The following is a 15,244-nucleotide window of genomic DNA, read 5'->3' as shown; positions in this document are numbered from 1 at the left end:
TCACGCTATGCAGGGAACGGCGCTCTGCCACCGTTCCCTGTACCCGGTCTCAGTATGCAATCCATGCATCGCGCCAGGCCGCACCCACACCCGGCCGGTACGCCTCGGCGTTGACGTTGCACCATGCACCTTCCGGGAACGGGCGGCAGGCGTACAGCTTGCCGTCGCTGCCCTTCACCACGGTCTGGCCCGGCACATAGCTGCCGATGCCCGCCGGGTACACGTGGTCGAAATCACCGCCCGGTGACGGTGTACCCGGGTCGGGCACCTGGGTATCGAGCTGGAAGCGGTTGCCGTCCTTCAGGTACACGCGGTTGTCGGTGGCCGAGGCGGTCGGCGTGATCACGCCATTGGCAAGCACGCCCACGCGCGCGTGCTGGGCACTGGCATTGACCTTGCGGGCGAGCACCAACGGCCACTGCGCGGGTGCGGTCTGGCCGCTGGCCAGGGTGGCCTCCACACGTTCGACGTCATTGCCGTTGGCGTTGAACACGCGCAGCGCCAGCGTCGTGCCAACCGGCAGCTCACTGCGTGCGGTGACCGGGCCGGCGTCCTGCCATTGCGGTGCCGGTGCGGTCCCTCCGCCTCCCTGGAAGCGCACGTCCATGCAGGTATAGAACGCCTCGGTCGAATCCGAGCGCTTCCAGGTGTTGTAGATCACATGCTGGCCGGTGCGCTGCGGCAACGTGCACTGAAGCTTGTAGGTGCCGTCGGCCGACAGCGGCGTATTGCCCAGCGTGCAGAACTCCTGCAGGTCGGCCCAGCGCAGCGGGCTTCCCGGCTGCCAGCCTTCGCGGGTGACGAAGAAGCGCCAGTCGCGCGTGGCGTGTGGTGCGGTCGCCTTGAACACGAAAGTGAACTTGCCATTGGCATCGGCCTGGATCGGCGTGGTCTGCCAGTCACTGCGGTTCACGTCCAGGCCGCGGAAGGTCGGGTTGTTGCCGCTGCACAGCTTCCCGTCGGGCACCACGGCCTGATGGTTGCCGTTGGCGTTGGCCTGGTTGATGCCGTTCCAGTCGTAGAACGCCTGTGAACCGCCAATCGCTTTTGCAGCGGCACAGGCCGGGTTGGTCGGGTTCTCGGGATTGCCCTGGAAGCAGGCATAGACGCGGCTGACCGGCGTGGTCATCGTGCCGTGGGCGAACGCGCTGCCGGCCAGGCACAGGCCCGCAGCGGCGAACGAGGTGGCCAGCAACAGCGGTGTGGATCGTAATGACATGGCGCATCCTTGTGGTCGTCGAAAGGGAACGGTGACCGCAGGAGCTGCGCTGCGCGGCGGACTTTCGGCGGCACCACGGCGAGTATCGAGCCGCACTGCAGGGGACGGAACCATCGCAGTGCCGATCCGTGACTGCGCATGTGAAGCCCTTCCCGCAGGCTTCACGCAGGGCTGAACGGATGCGCTGGACGTCACGTGACCGGCGTGGCATCGATCACGTCATGGAGATCACGCGACGCAGTCCCGGTACCCACCCGATCTGCCTGGCACGAGAAACAGCCATGCGCCGCGTTGTGCAGCTGCACGAACGCCACCGACGGGTCGGCAAACAGTGCATCCAGGTGGTCGGCCACCTCGGTGCCCGCGCAGACCTGGGCACCGCACATCAGCGCGGCGTGGTCATAGGCACGCATCGAGATCATCCGGCGCTGCACATACGGGGGCACCTCGCCCGGCGGCAGGACGCAACGGGTCACGCCGCGCTGCACGAAGATCGGGCCGGCGGCGCGGTACGGCGAATGCAGCGGCAGGTGGACGTGGGACAGCAGGAGCAGCTCGCTGCCAGGCGCGGGGTCGCTCAGGCTGATCCGGCAGGGATGTCCGCCGTTGGCGCCGGCCCAGCGACGCTGGATGCCGAGCGTGGCGAGCGCGCTGTCGCTCATCTCGAACAGGTGCAGGAACGGGCGGTGGTCGATGCCGCCGAGGTACCACGCGTGCATGGGCGTCTCCTTGGGTTTTCCGCGGATTGTGCGCATGCGCCGGTCGCCGTGCTCGCCGTTTTCAGACCCCGCATCGCCGTCGGGCCGGAACACTGGCCCTTGGGGTGCTGCTGGCCGCCGCCGATGCCGCCCTGCACGGGCCAAGGCCGAGCGCGGGACTGCCAGGTCTGCGCGCCGTCGGCGGCGGATTCGTCATTGCCCATCGCCGTCGGCGCGCTGCCCGTGTAAGTTGGGTCACATCTTCCGCGGCAGCCCGTCGTGGTCGACAGGAACGTCCTCCAGGGGAAACGAGCACGATGCAAAGACACCACCTCGCGCTGGCCGGGATGCTGGCCAGCCTGATGCTTGCCGGGTGCAGCCAACCGCCGCCGGCCGCCGCCGGAAGCGCCAGCGATGCACCCAGCCGCCGCTTCGGCACGATCGACTTCCAGCCCTGCACGTTGTCCACCGAAGGCGCCAGCGCCAACGTGGAGGCGCAGTGCGCCACCCTGCAGGTGCCGGAGAACCGGGCCCAGCCCGATGGCCGCCGGATCGGCCTGCGCATCGCCTGGCTGGAATCGGGCAGCAGCGGCGCCAGCCAGCCCGACCCGGTGTTCTTCCTGGCCGGCGGCCCCGGCCAGGCGGCCAGCGAGGTGGCGGTCATCGTCGATACCGCACTGCGCCAGGTGCGCAAGCAGCGCGACGTGTTCCTGATCGACCAGCGCGGCACCGGCGGCTCCAACCCGCTCAGCTGTCTGGGCGCAGATGGCAAGCCGCTGCAGATGGACGAGGATGCCGCGCCTTCCGAGGCATCGCTGCGCGACTACGCCCAGCGCTGCGCCGCATCGCTGCAGGGGCGTGCCGATGCGCGCTTCTACACCACCACCGAGGCGATCGCCGATCTGGATGCGGTGCGTACGGCGCTCGGTGTGGACCAGCTGAACCTGGTTGGCGGCTCCTACGGTACCCGCGTGGCCCAGCGCTATGCCGGGGCCTATCCGCAGCACACCCGCAGCATCGTCATCGATGGCGTGGTACCGAACGAGCTGGTGGTCGGTGGCGACTTCGCGACCACCTTCGAGGATGCGATCGCCCTGCAGTCGGCGCAGTGCCGCAAGGATGCCGCGTGCAGCAAGCGTTTCCCGACCGATACCCGCGCGCAGCTGCGCAGCGTGGTCGACACCCTGCGCCGTGCACCGGTCTCGGTCGAGTATCGCGACCCGGGTACCAACGCACCGCGGCAGGATGTCCTGACGCCGGACAGCGTGGTCGGCCTGGCCTTCGCCTTCTCCTACGTGCCGCAGTATTCCTCGCTGCTGCCACTGGTGCTGGATGAAGCCGCGCACGGTCGTTATGCCCCGTTGGCATCGCTGGCGCGCGGCGCGAACCGCAGCATGGATTTCCAGATCAACCGCGGCATGCAGTGGTCGGTGATCTGCAGCGAGGATGCGCCGCGCTACCACGCGCCGGCCGAGGACCCCGAGCGGCTGTTCGGCAACGAAGTGGCCAGCGCCTTCTTCGCCGCCTGCCCGGTGTGGCCGCACCGTCCGGCGCCGGCAACCGATGCCGTGCCGCTGCGCAGCGACGTGCCGGCACTGCTGCTGTCCGGTGAGCTGGACCCGGTGACCCCCCCGCGCTACGCCGCACAGGTGCTCAAGGGCCTGCCCAATGGCCGTGCGCTGGTCGCCCGTGGCCAGGGCCATGGCACGTTGACCGCCGGCTGCATGCCGCGGCTGCTCGGCCAGTTCATCGACAAGACCGATGCCAAGGCGCTGGATGCCGGCTGCCTGGACACGCTGAGCTACGTGCCGGCGTTCACCTCGTTCAACGGATGGGAACCATGATCGTCGCCGACAACCTGCACAAGGCCTTCGATACCCGCACGGGCCGCATCCAGGCGGTCGCCAACGTCGGCTTCCGCGCCGGCGATGGGCAGATCACCGGCCTGCTCGGCCCCAACGGTGCCGGCAAGACCACCACCATGCGCATGCTCTACACGCTGATGACCCCTGACCAGGGCAGCATCAGCGTCGATGGCATCGATGCCGCCGGCAATCCGGTGGAGGTACGTCGCCACCTGGGCGTACTGCCCGATGCGCGCGGCGTCTACAAGCGTCTGACCGCGCGCGAGAACATCGCCTACTTCGGCGAGCTGCATGGCCTGTCGGCCGAGCGCATCCGCGAACGCATCGAGGTGCTGTCGCACGCGCTGGACATGGGCGACATCCTCGACCGGCAGACCGATGGCTTCTCGCAGGGCCAGCGCACCAAGACCGCGATTGCCCGCGCGCTGGTGCACGATCCGCGCAACGTCATCCTCGACGAACCGACCAACGGCCTGGACGTGATGACCACGCGCGCGCTGCGCCGCTTCCTGCTGGGCCTGCGCGAAGAGGGTCGCTGCGTGATCCTGTCCAGCCACATCATGCAGGAGGTGGGCGCGTTGTGTGACCACATCGTGATCATCGCCAAGGGCACGGTGATGGCCGCGGGCAGCGCCGATGATCTGCGTGCGCAGGCCGGTGAAGCCAACCTTGAGGACGCGTTCGTGAAACTGATCGGCAGCGAAGAGGGCCTGCACGCATGAGCATGATGTCGACCCTGATGACGGTGATGCGCAAGGAACTGCGCGACCTGTCGCGTGACCGCCGCACGCTGCTGCTGACCCTGCTGTTCGGGCCGCTGCTGTACCCGGTGCTGCTGCTGGGCATGGGCAAGCTGGCCGAGAGCCGGGTGCGCACCCAGATCGAGGAGCCGTTGCAGATCCCGACGATCGGCGCGGAGAACGCGCCGAACCTGGTGCGCTTCCTCGCCGCACAGGGCCTCAATGCCGCACCGGCGCCGAAGGACCTGGCCGAGGCCATCCGCAGCCAGGATATCGATGTGGCGCTGCGCATCAGCGGGGACTTCGGCAAGGACTGGGCCGAGGGCAAGCCGGCGCTGGTGGAGGTGATCAAGGACAGCACGCGTCGCGCGGCCGAGGTACCCAGTGCACGCCTGGAGGCGGCGCTGGCCACCTACAACGGCCAGGTCGGTGCCTTGCGCCTGATGGCACGCGGCATCGATGCACAGGTGGCACGCCCGCTGGACGTGGCGCGCCAGGACCTGGCCAGTGCCGAGGCCAAGCGCGGCATGATCCTGTCGATGCTGCTGCCGGTACTGCTGACGCTGACCTCGTTCATCGGGGGTGCCTACCTGGTGATGGACGCCACCGCCGGCGAGCGCGAGCGGCAGTCGCTGGAACCCCTGCTGGCCACGCCGGGCTCGCGCAGCGCGATCGTCAGCGGCAAGATCGCCGCCGCCTGCGTGGTCGGTTTCGTGTCGCTGCTGCTGACCCTGGTCGCGTTCAAGGTGAGCGCGCAGATCGCACCCGGCAACATCGGCCGCCAGTTCAACATGAACGTCGGCTCGATGCTGCAGATGTTGCTGGTGATGCTGCCGATGCTGCTGATCGGCACCTCGCTGCTGACCTTCCTGTCGGCCGCGGCCAAGAGCATGAAGGAAGCGCAGAGCCACATGACCTGGCTGATGCTGCTGCCGATGCTGCCCGGCTACGCACTGGTGGCCTATCCGCTGAAGAGCGAGATGTGGCAGTACGCCGTGCCGTTCCTGTCGCAGAACCAGATGCTGCTGAAGGTGATCCGCCACGAGACCATCACCCCCGCAGTCTGGGCGATCTACCTCGGCGCCAGCCTCGGCTTGGCCGCCGTGCTGTGGTTCGCCGCCGTGCGCCGCTACCACAACGAGCGCCTGGCCATCTCCGGCTGACCCCAAAAAGGGGACGGAGGGGATTAAGTCGTTTCTGCCCCTCCCGTCCCCTCCTTGCGCGGGCGGCCTTGTCTTCGCATCGCCACCGGCCGCCCGAGCGTCTTCTCTACCATCCGCAGGAACGCAGCATCCCCCAACGGACGCTGTTTGGCGCTATGACTGCGGATTGCGGGCAGATCGGCGGACGCATTCACATCGCGCAGGAATCGCGCATACACCGTCGTCCTGTTGCGAGCGGTCGCGGCCAACGCTCTGAATGCGGGATGCGGGGTCAGCATGGGGTCATCGCGTCGTTGAAGGTTGCCGTGCACGCTGGACCACGGATGATCTTCAGCACTGACCGCAATGCCGGCACGAACGGGATTGCGTTCGATGTAGCGGTATACGCTGAGCAGGTAAGCGTCGCTGTCGATCATCGAGGAATGGAAGCGGCCCTGCCACAGGGGACCGGTGCGGCCGTGCCGCTGGTTGAAAGCCTGCACATAGTTGTTGCCCTGCATGCGCATTGCATCGGCCAGCCCACGCTGCGTGGATGGCGTGGCCAGCAGGTGGATGTGGTTGTCCATCAGTACGTAGGCATGCAGTGCGACGCGGTGCTTGAGGAAAGCGCTGTGCAGCAGATGCAGGAACAGTTGCCGGTCGATGTCGTCGACAAAGATCGCACCCTTGTTCACACCGCGCTGGACCACGTGATAGGCCTGGCCGGCCAGCATCAGGCGCGCTTGTCGGGGCATGGGATTCCCAGGTCGAAGGGGGCCTCAGCCTGGCATCGGCACCGTGGCGTAGGGCATCAGGTAATGCCGCGCAGGCGTATCGGAGGAGTCAGAAGCGACTTAATCCCCTCCGTCCCCTTTTGCGTACCGCGCGGGCGTTACCCCCATCTCGCGCTTGAACACGTTGATGAAGGAACTGGGCGTGTCGTAGCCCATCGACAGGGCGACGCTGATCACCGGTTCGCCTGCCAGCAGGCGTGGCAGTGACAGCAGCACGCGCAGGCGCTGCCGCCACTGGCTCAAGGTCATGCCTGTTTCGGCCTGCCAACGGCGGGCGAGGCTGCGGCTGGACAGTCCGCTGGCGGCTGCCCACGCTTCGACGCTGCGCAGGTCGTCCGGCGAACGCGCCAGCGCCGCCGCGATCCGCCGCAACCGGCGATCCCGCGGCTGTGGCAGGGCAAATGGCAAGGGAGTGCTGGCACGGATCTCATCGGCGATGACGCCGGCCAGGCGTGCCTGCGCAGCGTCCAGTGCCTGATGGGGCCAGCGCAGTGCGCGCGTCACCGCCGCCTGCAACAGCGCATCGGGTTGGAAAATACGGGGCAGCGGGGGCAGATCCAGGCCGGTATCGGCGCGGACGTACAGGCTCCAGCCATCGAATGCGTCTGCCCCTACCAGGGCGTGGGGCAGCAAGGGCGGTATCCAGGCAACATGCCCCGCCGGCAGCAGCCAGTGCAGGTCGCCGGCCTCGATCCGCAGCAGGCCGTGGTGGGCACCCAGCAACTGGCCGCGCACGTGCTGGTGGCGCGCGGTGCGGCGCCGTCCCGGCACCCGCAGCTGGGAGGCCATGACGAGGGGACCGCCTTCAGCGTTCGCCAAAGCGGGGTCAATCAGCACAGGTGATGTCTGATCTGCCATATCCAATGACAGTTATACGGCAGAACTGCCGATGACTGGGCGTCACACTGGGCTCCCGATCCCACAGGAGCATCACCCATGCAGCCGCAGGACATTCTTCCCGACCATCAGGACGAGGTGCAGGTAAACGGCCTCACCGTGCGCAAGGGCAGCGTCGGCGCCTTCCTCGCCAGCGTCCGTGACTGGCAGGACCCCGCCAGCGATGACGCCACCCGGGCCACCGCCGAAGCAGATCTGCGTGGGCTGCTGCCGGGCCTGCATGCGCTGGGCCTGTTCCAGGTGCTGGCCGCGCGCGATCCGGCACTGCAACGCCTGATCGACAGCCTCTCCTGAAACGAACACGGCCCGGACATGCCGGGCCGTGTCCTCATTGCGGGGGGCGGAAATGACTTAATCCCCTCCGTCCCCTTTTTGCGGTCAGGTGCCGCCCGGGGCGAATACCAGGGTCCGGCGGGTGGTGACCGGTGCGCTGACCGGCTCGAAGCGCCAGCGCTTGACCGCGTTCATGGCTTCGCGATCGAAGACGCGCGACGGTGTTGCGCGCAATACGCGGGCGTTGGTCACTGAGCCGTCGGTGCCGACGGTGATTTCCACCAGCACTTCGCCGGAGGTGCCTGCACGCAGTGCCTCGGACGGATAGCGCGGCGCCGGGGTGCTGACCGGGCGCAGGTTCGGCGCCGCAGCGGCCGCTGGAGCCGCGGCCTGGCGTGCGGTACTGGCCTGCTGGGCGGCGGCCTGCTGCTGCTTCAGCTCGGCTTCGCGGCGCGCGGCGGCCTGGCGCTCGGCTTCCTGGCGCTCGTTGTCGCGGCGGGCGGCATCCTGCTGCGCAGCGATCTGCTTGGCCGCGTCGGCTTCCTTGGCACGCTGCTCGGCCAGGCGCTGCTGTTCGGTCTGCTGCTTGCTGCGGTCCTCGGCGTCCTTCTTGGCCTTCTCGGCTTCGGCCTCGGTGCGCTTGGCCGCGTTCTGCACGCCCTTGGCCAGGCCGTCCTTCAGGCGCGGCAGGGCCGGCGCGGATGCATCCACCTTCTCGATCAGCGCCACCAGCCGCTGCGCTTCGGTGTAGTCCTCGCGCCCCAGGTGCTGCTCGGCGGCGATCAGGGTGTACGGCAGCAGGTCGGTCAGCGCGCTCTTCACCGAGGCGTCGTCCGGGGTCTTGTCGCGCAGGGCGAGGTAGTACTCGATGGCGTTGTCGCCGGCCGGCGCGTACATGCGGTTCTCGCGCAGGGCCTGGCTGGCCGACTCACGCAGCTGCTCGGTGCCCATCGACTGCACCTTGGCGGCGACCACCGGTGCGGCCGGTGCAGCGGCGGTGGGGGCGGCGGCCGGAGCCGGTGCTGCGGATTCTTCCTTGCCCGAGCAGGCGGCCAGCGCCAGTGCCAAAGCAACCGGCAGCCACCGGCGCGCGGCGGTGATCGTTGAGACGTGCGACATCCTGCTCCCCTTTAGAAGACGACGTGACGTAAATCATTGATATGCATGGCCGGGACCCGTGGTCCAGGCGCGGCAGGGTGGCGTTTCCCGACGCCACTGCCGGCAACGGCGAGGATGCAATCTAGCATCCCGGCCACTGCCCCGCACAAGGGGTGGTGGCCGGGTGGGGCTGCGGCGATCATGTCGTGGCCGGCGGCGACCTCAGTGGTCGTGTGCCTTGTCGTGCGACTTGCTGTGGCCGTTGGACATCAGCTTGTCGGTCCAGGCGATGCCGATCGCCGACAGGATGAACACGCAGTGGATGATGGTCTGCCACAGCACGCCTTCCTGGGTCATGGTCGTGCAGGTATCGACGCCAGCGTTGTAGAAGCTGGTCGAAGCCGAAGACACTGCTGCCGCCCATTGTTCCGGCTTGCACAGTGGCAGTCCCTTCAGCGCGCTGGTGGCAATGAAGGTCTTCAGCAGGTGGATCGAGGAGATGCCGATGATCGCCATCGCCAGCTTCACCTTCAGCACGCTGGCGTTGACGTGGCTCAGCCATTCCGGCTGGTCCGGGTGGCCTTCCAGGCGCAGGCGCGAGACGAAGGTCTCGTAGCCGCCGACGATCACCATCACCAGCAGGTTGGAGATCATCACCACGTCGATCAGGCCCAGCACGATCAGCATGATCTGCTGTTCGCCCATCGACACCGAGTGGGACAGCAGGTGCCACAGTTCCTTGCCGAACAGGAACACGTAGACGCACTGGGCAAGGATCAGGCCCAGGTACAGCGGCAGCTGCAGCCAGCGCGAGGCGAAGATCAGCGAGGACAACGGGGACAGGGGACGAGGACTGTGGCTCATGCAGGACAGTGCGTTTCGGGGGAGCCGCGAGGTTACCGGCCCGCCATGACGGTGCCAACCCAACTCACGCACTAGACTTCAGGTTCCTTTCCGCACCCCGAGCCGACGCCATGATCGACCTGTATTACTGGCCCACCCCGAACGGCCACAAAGTGACCCTGCTGTTGGAGGAAGCCGGCCTGGAGTACCGCATCCACCCGGTCAACATCGGCTCGGGTGACCAGTTCAAGCCAGAGTTCCTGGCCATCTCGCCCAACAACAAGATGCCGGCCATCGTCGACCACGCCCCGGCCGATGGCGGTGCCCCGCAGAGCGTGTTCGAGTCCGGTGCGATCCTGCTGTACCTGGCCGAGAAGACCGGCCGCTTCCTGCCCAGCGACCCGCGCGGCCGCGTGGCCACCCTGGAATGGCTGTTCTGGCAGATGGCCGGCCTAGGCCCGATGAGTGGCCAGATGGGCCACTTCAACGTGTACGCACCAGAAAAGATTCCCTACGCGATCGAGCGCTACGACAACGAGGTGCGCCGCCTGCACGGGGTGATGGACAAGCGCCTGGCCCAGCACGCCTTCCTGGCCGGCGACGAGTACACCATCGCCGACATGGCCAGCTACCCGTGGATCGGCGCCTACGACAAGCTGCCGGTGGACTTCGCCGCGTTCCCGAACCTCAAGCGCTGGCACGAGGCCATCGCCGCGCGCCCGGCCACCCAGCGCGCCTATGCGCTGCGCCAGCAGGTGAACCCGAACGCCGGCAAGCCGCTCAGCGACGAAGAGCGCAAGCACCTGTTCGGCCAGCGCTGACCCGCCGCGGGGTCGGATCCCTTTGCAACGCAAAGGGCCCTGACCCCAGCACCGCAGCATGGGCAGAAGGTCATGCTGCCTTCCTGCACGGGCTTGGTTAGGATGGGGGAACGACCGCCCCGCGCCTGCCGCCGGGCGGACCTGCCGTTTGCCGGGATCCTCCATGCGCCACCTGTTCGCTTCGCTTGCCCTCATGCTCGCCACCAGTACCGCCGCCCACGCCGAGAAGCTGACCCTGGAGGCCATCACCGGCCCGCTGCCGCTGTCCGGCCCGACCCTGATGAAGCCCAAGGTGGCGCCGGACGGTTCGCAGGTCAGTTTCCTGCGCGGCAAGGACAGCGATCGCAACCAGCTGGACCTGTGGACCTACGACATCGGCAGTGGCCAGACCCGGTTGCTGGTTGATTCCAAGGTGGTGCTGCCCGGCACCGAGACCCTCAGCGATGAGGAAAAGGCGCGCCGCGAGCGCCAGCGCATCGCCGCGATGACCGGCATCGTCGATTACCAGTGGTCGCCGGACGCACAGCGCCTGCTGTTCCCGTTGGGCGGCGAACTCTACCTGTACGACCTGAAGCAGCAGGGGGCGGCGGCCGTGCGCCAGCTGACCCACGGTGAAGGCTTCGCCACCGACGCCAAGCTGTCGCCCAAGGGCGGTTTCGTCAGTTTCATCCGCGGCCGCAACCTGTGGGTGATCGACCTGGCCAGTGGAAAGCAGCTGCAGCTGACCCGCGACGGCAGCACCACCATCGGCAACGGCGTGGCCGAGTTCGTCGCCGATGAAGAGATGGACCGCCACACCGGTTACTGGTGGGCACCGGATGATTCGGCGATTGCCTTTGCCCGTATCGACGAGGCACCGGTGCCGGTGCAGAAGCGCTACGAGGTCTACGCCGACCGCACCGATGTGATCGAACAGCGTTACCCGGCCGCCGGTGACGCCAACGTGCGCGTGCAGCTGGGCGTGATCGCACCGGCCGCCGAGGCGCAGCCGCGCTGGATCGACCTGGGCAAGGAACAGGACATCTACCTGGCCCGCGTCGATTGGCGCGATGCGCAGCACCTGAGCTTCCAGCGCCAGTCGCGCGACCAGAAGCAGCTGGACCTAGTGGAAGTGGCACTCGACTCCAACCGCCAGCGCGTACTCGCCCACGAAACCAGCCCGACCTGGGTGCCGCTGCACAACAGCCTGCGCTTCCTTGAAGACGGCAGCGTACTGTGGTCGTCCGAGCGCACCGGCTTCCAGCACCTGTACCGCATCGACAGCAAGGGCAAGGCCACCGCGCTGACCCACGGCAACTGGCCGGTGGACGAGTTGCTGGCGGTGGATGAGACGGCCGGCAAGGCCTACTTCCGCGCCGGCATCGAAAGCCCGCGCGAAAGCCAGATCTACGCGGTATCGCTGCAGGGCGGTGAGCCGCAGCGCCTGTCGAAGGCGCCGGGCATGCACAGCGCCACGTTCGCCCGCAATGCCAGCGTCTATGTGGACAGCTGGTCCAACAGCACCACGCCGCCGCAGATCGAGCTGTTCCGCGCCAACGGCGAGAAGATCGCCACACTGGTGGAAAACAACCTGGCCGATCCCAAGCACCCGTATGCGCGCTACCGCGACGCGCAGCGCCCGGTCGAGTTCGGCACGCTCACCGCCGCCGACGGCAAGACGCCGCTGCACTACAGCCTGATCAAGCCGGCCGGCTTCGATCCGTCCAAGCGCTACCCGGTGGCGGTGTATGTCTATGGCGGCCCGGCCAGCCAGACTGTCACCGACAGCTGGCCCGGCCGTGGCGACCATCTGTTCAACCAGTACCTGGCCCAGCAGGGCTACGTCGTGTTCTCGCTGGACAACCGCGGCACCCCGCGCCGCGGCCGCGACTTCGGTGGTGCGCTGTACGGGAAGCAGGGCACGGTGGAAGTGACCGACCAGCTGCGCGGCGTGGCCTGGCTCAAGCAGCAGCCGTGGGTGGACCCGGCGCGCATCGGCGTGCAGGGCTGGTCCAACGGCGGTTACATGACCCTGATGCTGCTGGCCAAGGCGTCGAACCAGTACGCCTGCGGCGTGGCCGGTGCCCCGGTCACCGACTGGGGCCTGTACGACAGCCATTACACCGAGCGCTACATGGACCTGCCGGCGCGCAACGACGCCGGTTACCGTGAAGCGCGCGTGCTGACCCACATCGATGGGCTGCGCTCGCCGTTGCTGCTGATCCACGGCATGGCGGACGACAACGTGCTGTTCACCAATTCGACCAGCTTGATGAGCGCGCTGCAGAAGCGCGGCCAGCCGTTCGAGCTGATGACCTACCCGGGTGCCAAGCATGGCCTGTCCGGCGCCGATGCCCTGCATCGCTACCGTGTGGCCGAAGCCTTCCTGGGGCGCTGCCTGAAGCCTTGAAACACAGACGGGAAGGAGCCCGCCGATGACACTGCCGCCGCCGATTCCCACCCACGGCCCGAAGCCCGCCGGCTGGTGGTCCCGCCACTGGCGCTGGGCGATGCCCGTGGCCGTGCTGGTGGTGCTGGCCGGGGCTGGTGGCACGGTGGCCTGGAGCGTGCTGCGCTGGAGTGAGGCGGCACGCGAGAGCCCACCGATGCGCGAGGCGATGCGTCGCGCCGGCTGCAGCATCGAACTGGTGGAAGCCTTCGGCGAGCCGCTGCGTGCCGAATCGATGCCGCTGGGCAGCATGCAGACCGCGCTCAACGGCCAGCGCGATGTCGGCCTGACCGTGGCCCTGGAAGGCCCCCGCGCACACGGCCGGTTGTTCGTGAAGGGCACCCGCAGTGACGACGTGTGGGACTACCCGGTGATGTACGTGCTGGGCGAGAACAAGCAGACCTTCGACCTGACTGCGCTGGATGACGATGAGGCCGCGCAGGAATGCGAACTGCAGGCCTGCCGCGAACGCGGCGAATGCCCGCTGACCGCAGCGTTGTGACCTCCGGCCGATTGTCGCCACCGCGCTGAGCGCGTAGGGTGCGGGCAACCCTGTCCTGGAGTGCACCATGAAGCCGATCGCGTTGGCCGTTGCCCTGGCCCTGACCGCCGCCCCGCTGCTGTCCGCACCGCCGGCGCTGGCGGCACCCGCCGCCAAGGCCGCCACACCGGCCAGCCCGGCCTGGGTCGCCCGCAGCAACGCACTGGCGCAGATCCTGCTCGATGCGCAGGGCCCGTTCCAGCCGGAAGAAACCGGCTTCTTCGGCGTGCCCGGCTACGACGACAAGGTGGCCGACCTCGGCGCGGACAACGGCAAGCGCTACCGCGCCGCGATGGCCAAGGCCCGCGACGAACTGAAGGCGAAGCTGGCCACCGAGCAGGATCCCAACGTCCGCCAGGACCTGGAGATCATGATCCACGCCGCCAACCAGAACATCGAAGGCAGTGAGCTCAACGAGAAGTACCTGCTGCCGTGGAGTGACGCGCCGCAGACGGTGTTCAGCGGCCTCAACCTGCTGCTGTCCGACCAGGTGCCGGCCGAGCGCCGGGCCAAGGCGATCGACCGCCTCAAGGCTTACGCCGGCCTGCAGCCGGGCGGCACCGCGTTCACCACGCTGGCCCGCCAGCGCTACGAAGAGCGCTTGAAGGACAGCAGCCTGCTGCAGCCGACGAAGATCGAAGTGCAGCAGTCGCTGGACAACGTCGAGACCTACATCAGCGGCATCGAGTCGCTGCTGAAGAAGTACCAGATCGCCGGCGCCGATGAAGCGATGAAGGCTCTGGCCGGGCAGATGAAGGACTACGCCAGCTGGACGCGCTCGACCGTGCTGCCGAAGGCGCGCACCGACGCACGGCTGCCGGCGCCGCTGTACGCCTACCAGCTCAAGCAGGTCGGCATCGACATCGACCCGAAGCTGCTGATGCAGCGTGCGCAGCTGGAGTTCATGGAAACCCGCTCGGCGATGCAGCAGCTGGCGCCGCTGGTGGTGAAGGAGAAGGGCCTGAAGGTGGCCGACCCGAGCGACCCGGTGGCGGTGATCCGCGCGCTGAAGGCCGACAAGATCGCCGACGACCATCTGGAAGGCCACTACCGCAAGGTGATCGATGCGATCGATCCGCTGATCCGCGAGCATGCCATCGTCGACGTGCCCAAGCGCGCCATGCAGATGCGCCTGGGTTCGGCCGCCGAGAGCGCGGCCAGCCCGGCCCCGCATTTCCTGCCGGCGCCGCTGGTCAACAACACCGGGCAGCAGGGCACCTTCGTGCTGCCGCTGGGCAACCCGGCCGCGGGCCCGGGCGCACAGTACGACGACTTCAACTTCGGTGCGGCGGCGTGGACGCTGAGTGCGCATGAAGGCCGCCCCGGCCACGAGCTGCAGTTCACCGCGATGGTCGAGCGTGGCGTGTCGCTGGCACGCACCATGTTCGCGTTCAATTCGGTGAACGTGGAAGGCTGGGCGCTGTATGCCGAGGCCGAGATGGTGCCATACGAGCCGCTGGACGGGCAGATGATCGCCCTGCAGTTCCGCCTGCTGCGCGCCGCACGCGCGATGCTCGACCCGATGCTCAACCTCGGCCTGACCGACCGCGCCAACGGCGAGCGCGTGCTGATGGAGCAGGTCGGCCTGTCCAAGGCGATGGCCACCCAGGAACTGGACCGCTACATGGTGCGCATGCCGGGCCAGGCCGGCAGCTACTTCTACGGCTACACCCGTATCCTGGAACTGCGCATGCAGACCGAGCTGGCACTGGGTGCGAAGTTCGACCGCCTGGCGTTCAACAACTTCCTGCTCGACCAGGGCCTGCTGCCGCCGGACCAGCTGGCCGACGCGGTGAACAAGGTGTTCGTGCCGAAGTACAAGCGCTGAACACCCCCCGGTAGTGCCGGCCGCTGGCCGGCATTCCCCTGACGTCGGGAGGATTTC

The 15,244-nt window shown here is 67.9% G+C and carries 14 protein-coding genes; 8 read left to right on the top strand and 6 right to left on the bottom strand.

Translation table 11 applies throughout. The features are described from left to right. Positions 1 to 49: 49 nt before the first annotated feature. Complete coding sequence (locus ACT6SE_RS20230) at positions 50 to 1,219, bottom strand: lytic polysaccharide monooxygenase (RefSeq protein WP_444811044.1); 1,170 nt, start codon at positions 1,217 to 1,219, stop codon at positions 50 to 52. Positions 1,220 to 1,410: 191 nt separating this feature from the next. Further along, entirely contained in the window at positions 1,411 to 1,938 is a 528-nt protein-coding gene (locus tag ACT6SE_RS20225) for a DUF1203 domain-containing protein (protein ID WP_041863955.1), read from the bottom strand. A gap of 296 nt (positions 1,939 to 2,234) precedes the next feature. On the opposite strand from ACT6SE_RS20225, the gene ACT6SE_RS20220 reads away from it, so the two are divergent. From ACT6SE_RS20220 to ACT6SE_RS20210, 3 genes are read left to right on the top strand one after another with little or no spacing between them, the layout of a single operon-like run. Continuing rightward, positions 2,235 to 3,761, top strand: coding sequence for an alpha/beta hydrolase (locus ACT6SE_RS20220; RefSeq protein ID WP_046433112.1), 1,527 nt, complete (start codon positions 2,235 to 2,237; stop codon positions 3,759 to 3,761). Beyond that, on the top strand, positions 3,758 to 4,504 hold the full coding sequence (locus ACT6SE_RS20215; protein ID WP_046433110.1) for an ABC transporter ATP-binding protein: 747 nt from the start codon (positions 3,758 to 3,760) through the stop codon (positions 4,502 to 4,504). Before ACT6SE_RS20220 ends, ACT6SE_RS20215 begins: the two co-directional genes overlap by 4 nt. Beyond that, positions 4,501 to 5,685: an ABC transporter permease gene (locus ACT6SE_RS20210; protein WP_041863951.1), complete on the top strand. Its 1,185-nt coding sequence runs from the start codon at positions 4,501 to 4,503 to the stop codon at positions 5,683 to 5,685. Before ACT6SE_RS20215 ends, ACT6SE_RS20210 begins: the two co-directional genes overlap by 4 nt. 23 nt (positions 5,686 to 5,708) lie before the next feature. Here ACT6SE_RS20210 and ACT6SE_RS20205 read toward each other — a convergent pair whose 3' ends face one another. Both ACT6SE_RS20205 and ACT6SE_RS20200 read right to left on the bottom strand, forming a co-directional pair. Next, positions 5,709 to 6,419, bottom strand: a complete 711-nt coding sequence (locus tag ACT6SE_RS20205) for a transposase (RefSeq protein WP_046433107.1) — start codon at positions 6,417 to 6,419, stop codon at positions 5,709 to 5,711. 99 nt (positions 6,420 to 6,518) lie between these two features. Then, positions 6,519 to 7,316, bottom strand: a complete 798-nt coding sequence (locus ACT6SE_RS20200) for a helix-turn-helix domain-containing protein (RefSeq protein ID WP_046433104.1) — start codon at positions 7,314 to 7,316, stop codon at positions 6,519 to 6,521. 78 nt (positions 7,317 to 7,394) lie between these two features. On the opposite strand from ACT6SE_RS20200, the gene ACT6SE_RS20195 reads away from it, so the two are divergent. After that, positions 7,395 to 7,649, top strand: coding sequence for a hypothetical protein (locus ACT6SE_RS20195; protein WP_046433102.1), 255 nt, complete (start codon positions 7,395 to 7,397; stop codon positions 7,647 to 7,649). Between the two features lie 84 nt (positions 7,650 to 7,733). Here the strand turns inward: ACT6SE_RS20195 and ACT6SE_RS20190 are convergent, their stop codons facing one another. Continuing rightward, positions 7,734 to 8,747 (bottom strand): energy transducer TonB, encoded by a 1,014-nt coding sequence (locus ACT6SE_RS20190; protein ID WP_046433099.1) that lies wholly within the window; start codon positions 8,745 to 8,747, stop codon positions 7,734 to 7,736. A 201-nt stretch (positions 8,748 to 8,948) separates the two neighbouring features. Further along, the gene (locus ACT6SE_RS20185) at positions 8,949 to 9,590 is read right to left on the bottom strand and encodes a TIGR00645 family protein (RefSeq protein WP_019661669.1); all 642 of its coding nucleotides are present in this window, start codon (positions 9,588 to 9,590) and stop codon (positions 8,949 to 8,951) included. A gap of 110 nt (positions 9,591 to 9,700) precedes the next feature. Between ACT6SE_RS20185 and ACT6SE_RS20180 the strand changes: the two genes are divergently transcribed. The 4 genes from ACT6SE_RS20180 to ACT6SE_RS20165 all read left to right on the top strand — a co-directional run bounded on the left by ACT6SE_RS20180 (position 9,701) and on the right by ACT6SE_RS20165 (position 15,187). Further along, positions 9,701 to 10,390 carry a glutathione binding-like protein gene (locus ACT6SE_RS20180; protein WP_046433096.1) on the top strand — a complete coding sequence of 230 codons (690 nt, stop codon included), beginning with the start codon at positions 9,701 to 9,703 and terminating at the stop codon, positions 10,388 to 10,390. A 163-nt stretch (positions 10,391 to 10,553) separates the two neighbouring features. Then, positions 10,554 to 12,779, top strand: a complete 2,226-nt coding sequence (locus ACT6SE_RS20175) for a S9 family peptidase (protein ID WP_049420816.1) — start codon at positions 10,554 to 10,556, stop codon at positions 12,777 to 12,779. A 25-nt stretch (positions 12,780 to 12,804) separates the two neighbouring features. Next, positions 12,805 to 13,320 carry a cytochrome c oxidase assembly factor Coa1 family protein gene (locus ACT6SE_RS20170; RefSeq protein WP_046433091.1) on the top strand — a complete coding sequence of 172 codons (516 nt, stop codon included), beginning with the start codon at positions 12,805 to 12,807 and terminating at the stop codon, positions 13,318 to 13,320. 67 nt (positions 13,321 to 13,387) lie between these two features. Beyond that, a complete protein-coding gene (locus tag ACT6SE_RS20165; RefSeq protein WP_046433089.1) occupies positions 13,388 to 15,187 on the top strand; it encodes a DUF885 domain-containing protein in 1,800 nt (599 codons plus the stop codon). The last annotated feature ends 57 nt before the right edge of the window (positions 15,188 to 15,244 follow it).

This window comes from Stenotrophomonas sp. LC732, from assembly GCF_052446685.1.
Lineage (GTDB): Bacteria > Pseudomonadota > Gammaproteobacteria > Xanthomonadales > Xanthomonadaceae > Stenotrophomonas > Stenotrophomonas muris.
The sequence above is the reverse complement of the archived record's forward strand: the minus strand, read 5'-3'. Positions and strand labels throughout refer to the sequence as shown.

What these genes read in the sequence shown, in the direction of transcription:
- ACT6SE_RS20210 (WP_041863951.1), top strand. Translation starts at nt 4,501, where the DNA reads ATGAGCATGATGTCGACCCTGATGACGGTGATGCGCAAGGAACTGCGC.
- ACT6SE_RS20215 (WP_046433110.1), top strand. Translation starts at nt 3,758, where the DNA reads ATGATCGTCGCCGACAACCTGCACAAGGCCTTCGATACCCGCACGGGC.
- ACT6SE_RS20200 (WP_046433104.1), bottom strand. Translation starts at nt 7,316, where the DNA reads ATGGCAGATCAGACATCACCTGTGCTGATTGACCCCGCTTTGGCGAAC.
- ACT6SE_RS20225 (WP_041863955.1), bottom strand. Translation starts at nt 1,938, where the DNA reads ATGCACGCGTGGTACCTCGGCGGCATCGACCACCGCCCGTTCCTGCAC.
- ACT6SE_RS20185 (WP_019661669.1), bottom strand. Translation starts at nt 9,590, where the DNA reads ATGAGCCACAGTCCTCGTCCCCTGTCCCCGTTGTCCTCGCTGATCTTC.
- ACT6SE_RS20175 (WP_049420816.1), top strand. Translation starts at nt 10,554, where the DNA reads ATGCGCCACCTGTTCGCTTCGCTTGCCCTCATGCTCGCCACCAGTACC.
- ACT6SE_RS20220 (WP_046433112.1), top strand. Translation starts at nt 2,235, where the DNA reads ATGCAAAGACACCACCTCGCGCTGGCCGGGATGCTGGCCAGCCTGATG.
- ACT6SE_RS20195 (WP_046433102.1), top strand. Translation starts at nt 7,395, where the DNA reads ATGCAGCCGCAGGACATTCTTCCCGACCATCAGGACGAGGTGCAGGTA.
- ACT6SE_RS20205 (WP_046433107.1), bottom strand. Translation starts at nt 6,419, where the DNA reads ATGCCCCGACAAGCGCGCCTGATGCTGGCCGGCCAGGCCTATCACGTG.
- ACT6SE_RS20180 (WP_046433096.1), top strand. Translation starts at nt 9,701, where the DNA reads ATGATCGACCTGTATTACTGGCCCACCCCGAACGGCCACAAAGTGACC.
- ACT6SE_RS20165 (WP_046433089.1), top strand. Translation starts at nt 13,388, where the DNA reads ATGAAGCCGATCGCGTTGGCCGTTGCCCTGGCCCTGACCGCCGCCCCG.
- ACT6SE_RS20190 (WP_046433099.1), bottom strand. Translation starts at nt 8,747, where the DNA reads ATGTCGCACGTCTCAACGATCACCGCCGCGCGCCGGTGGCTGCCGGTT.
- ACT6SE_RS20230 (WP_444811044.1), bottom strand. Translation starts at nt 1,219, where the DNA reads ATGTCATTACGATCCACACCGCTGTTGCTGGCCACCTCGTTCGCCGCT.
- ACT6SE_RS20170 (WP_046433091.1), top strand. Translation starts at nt 12,805, where the DNA reads ATGACACTGCCGCCGCCGATTCCCACCCACGGCCCGAAGCCCGCCGGC.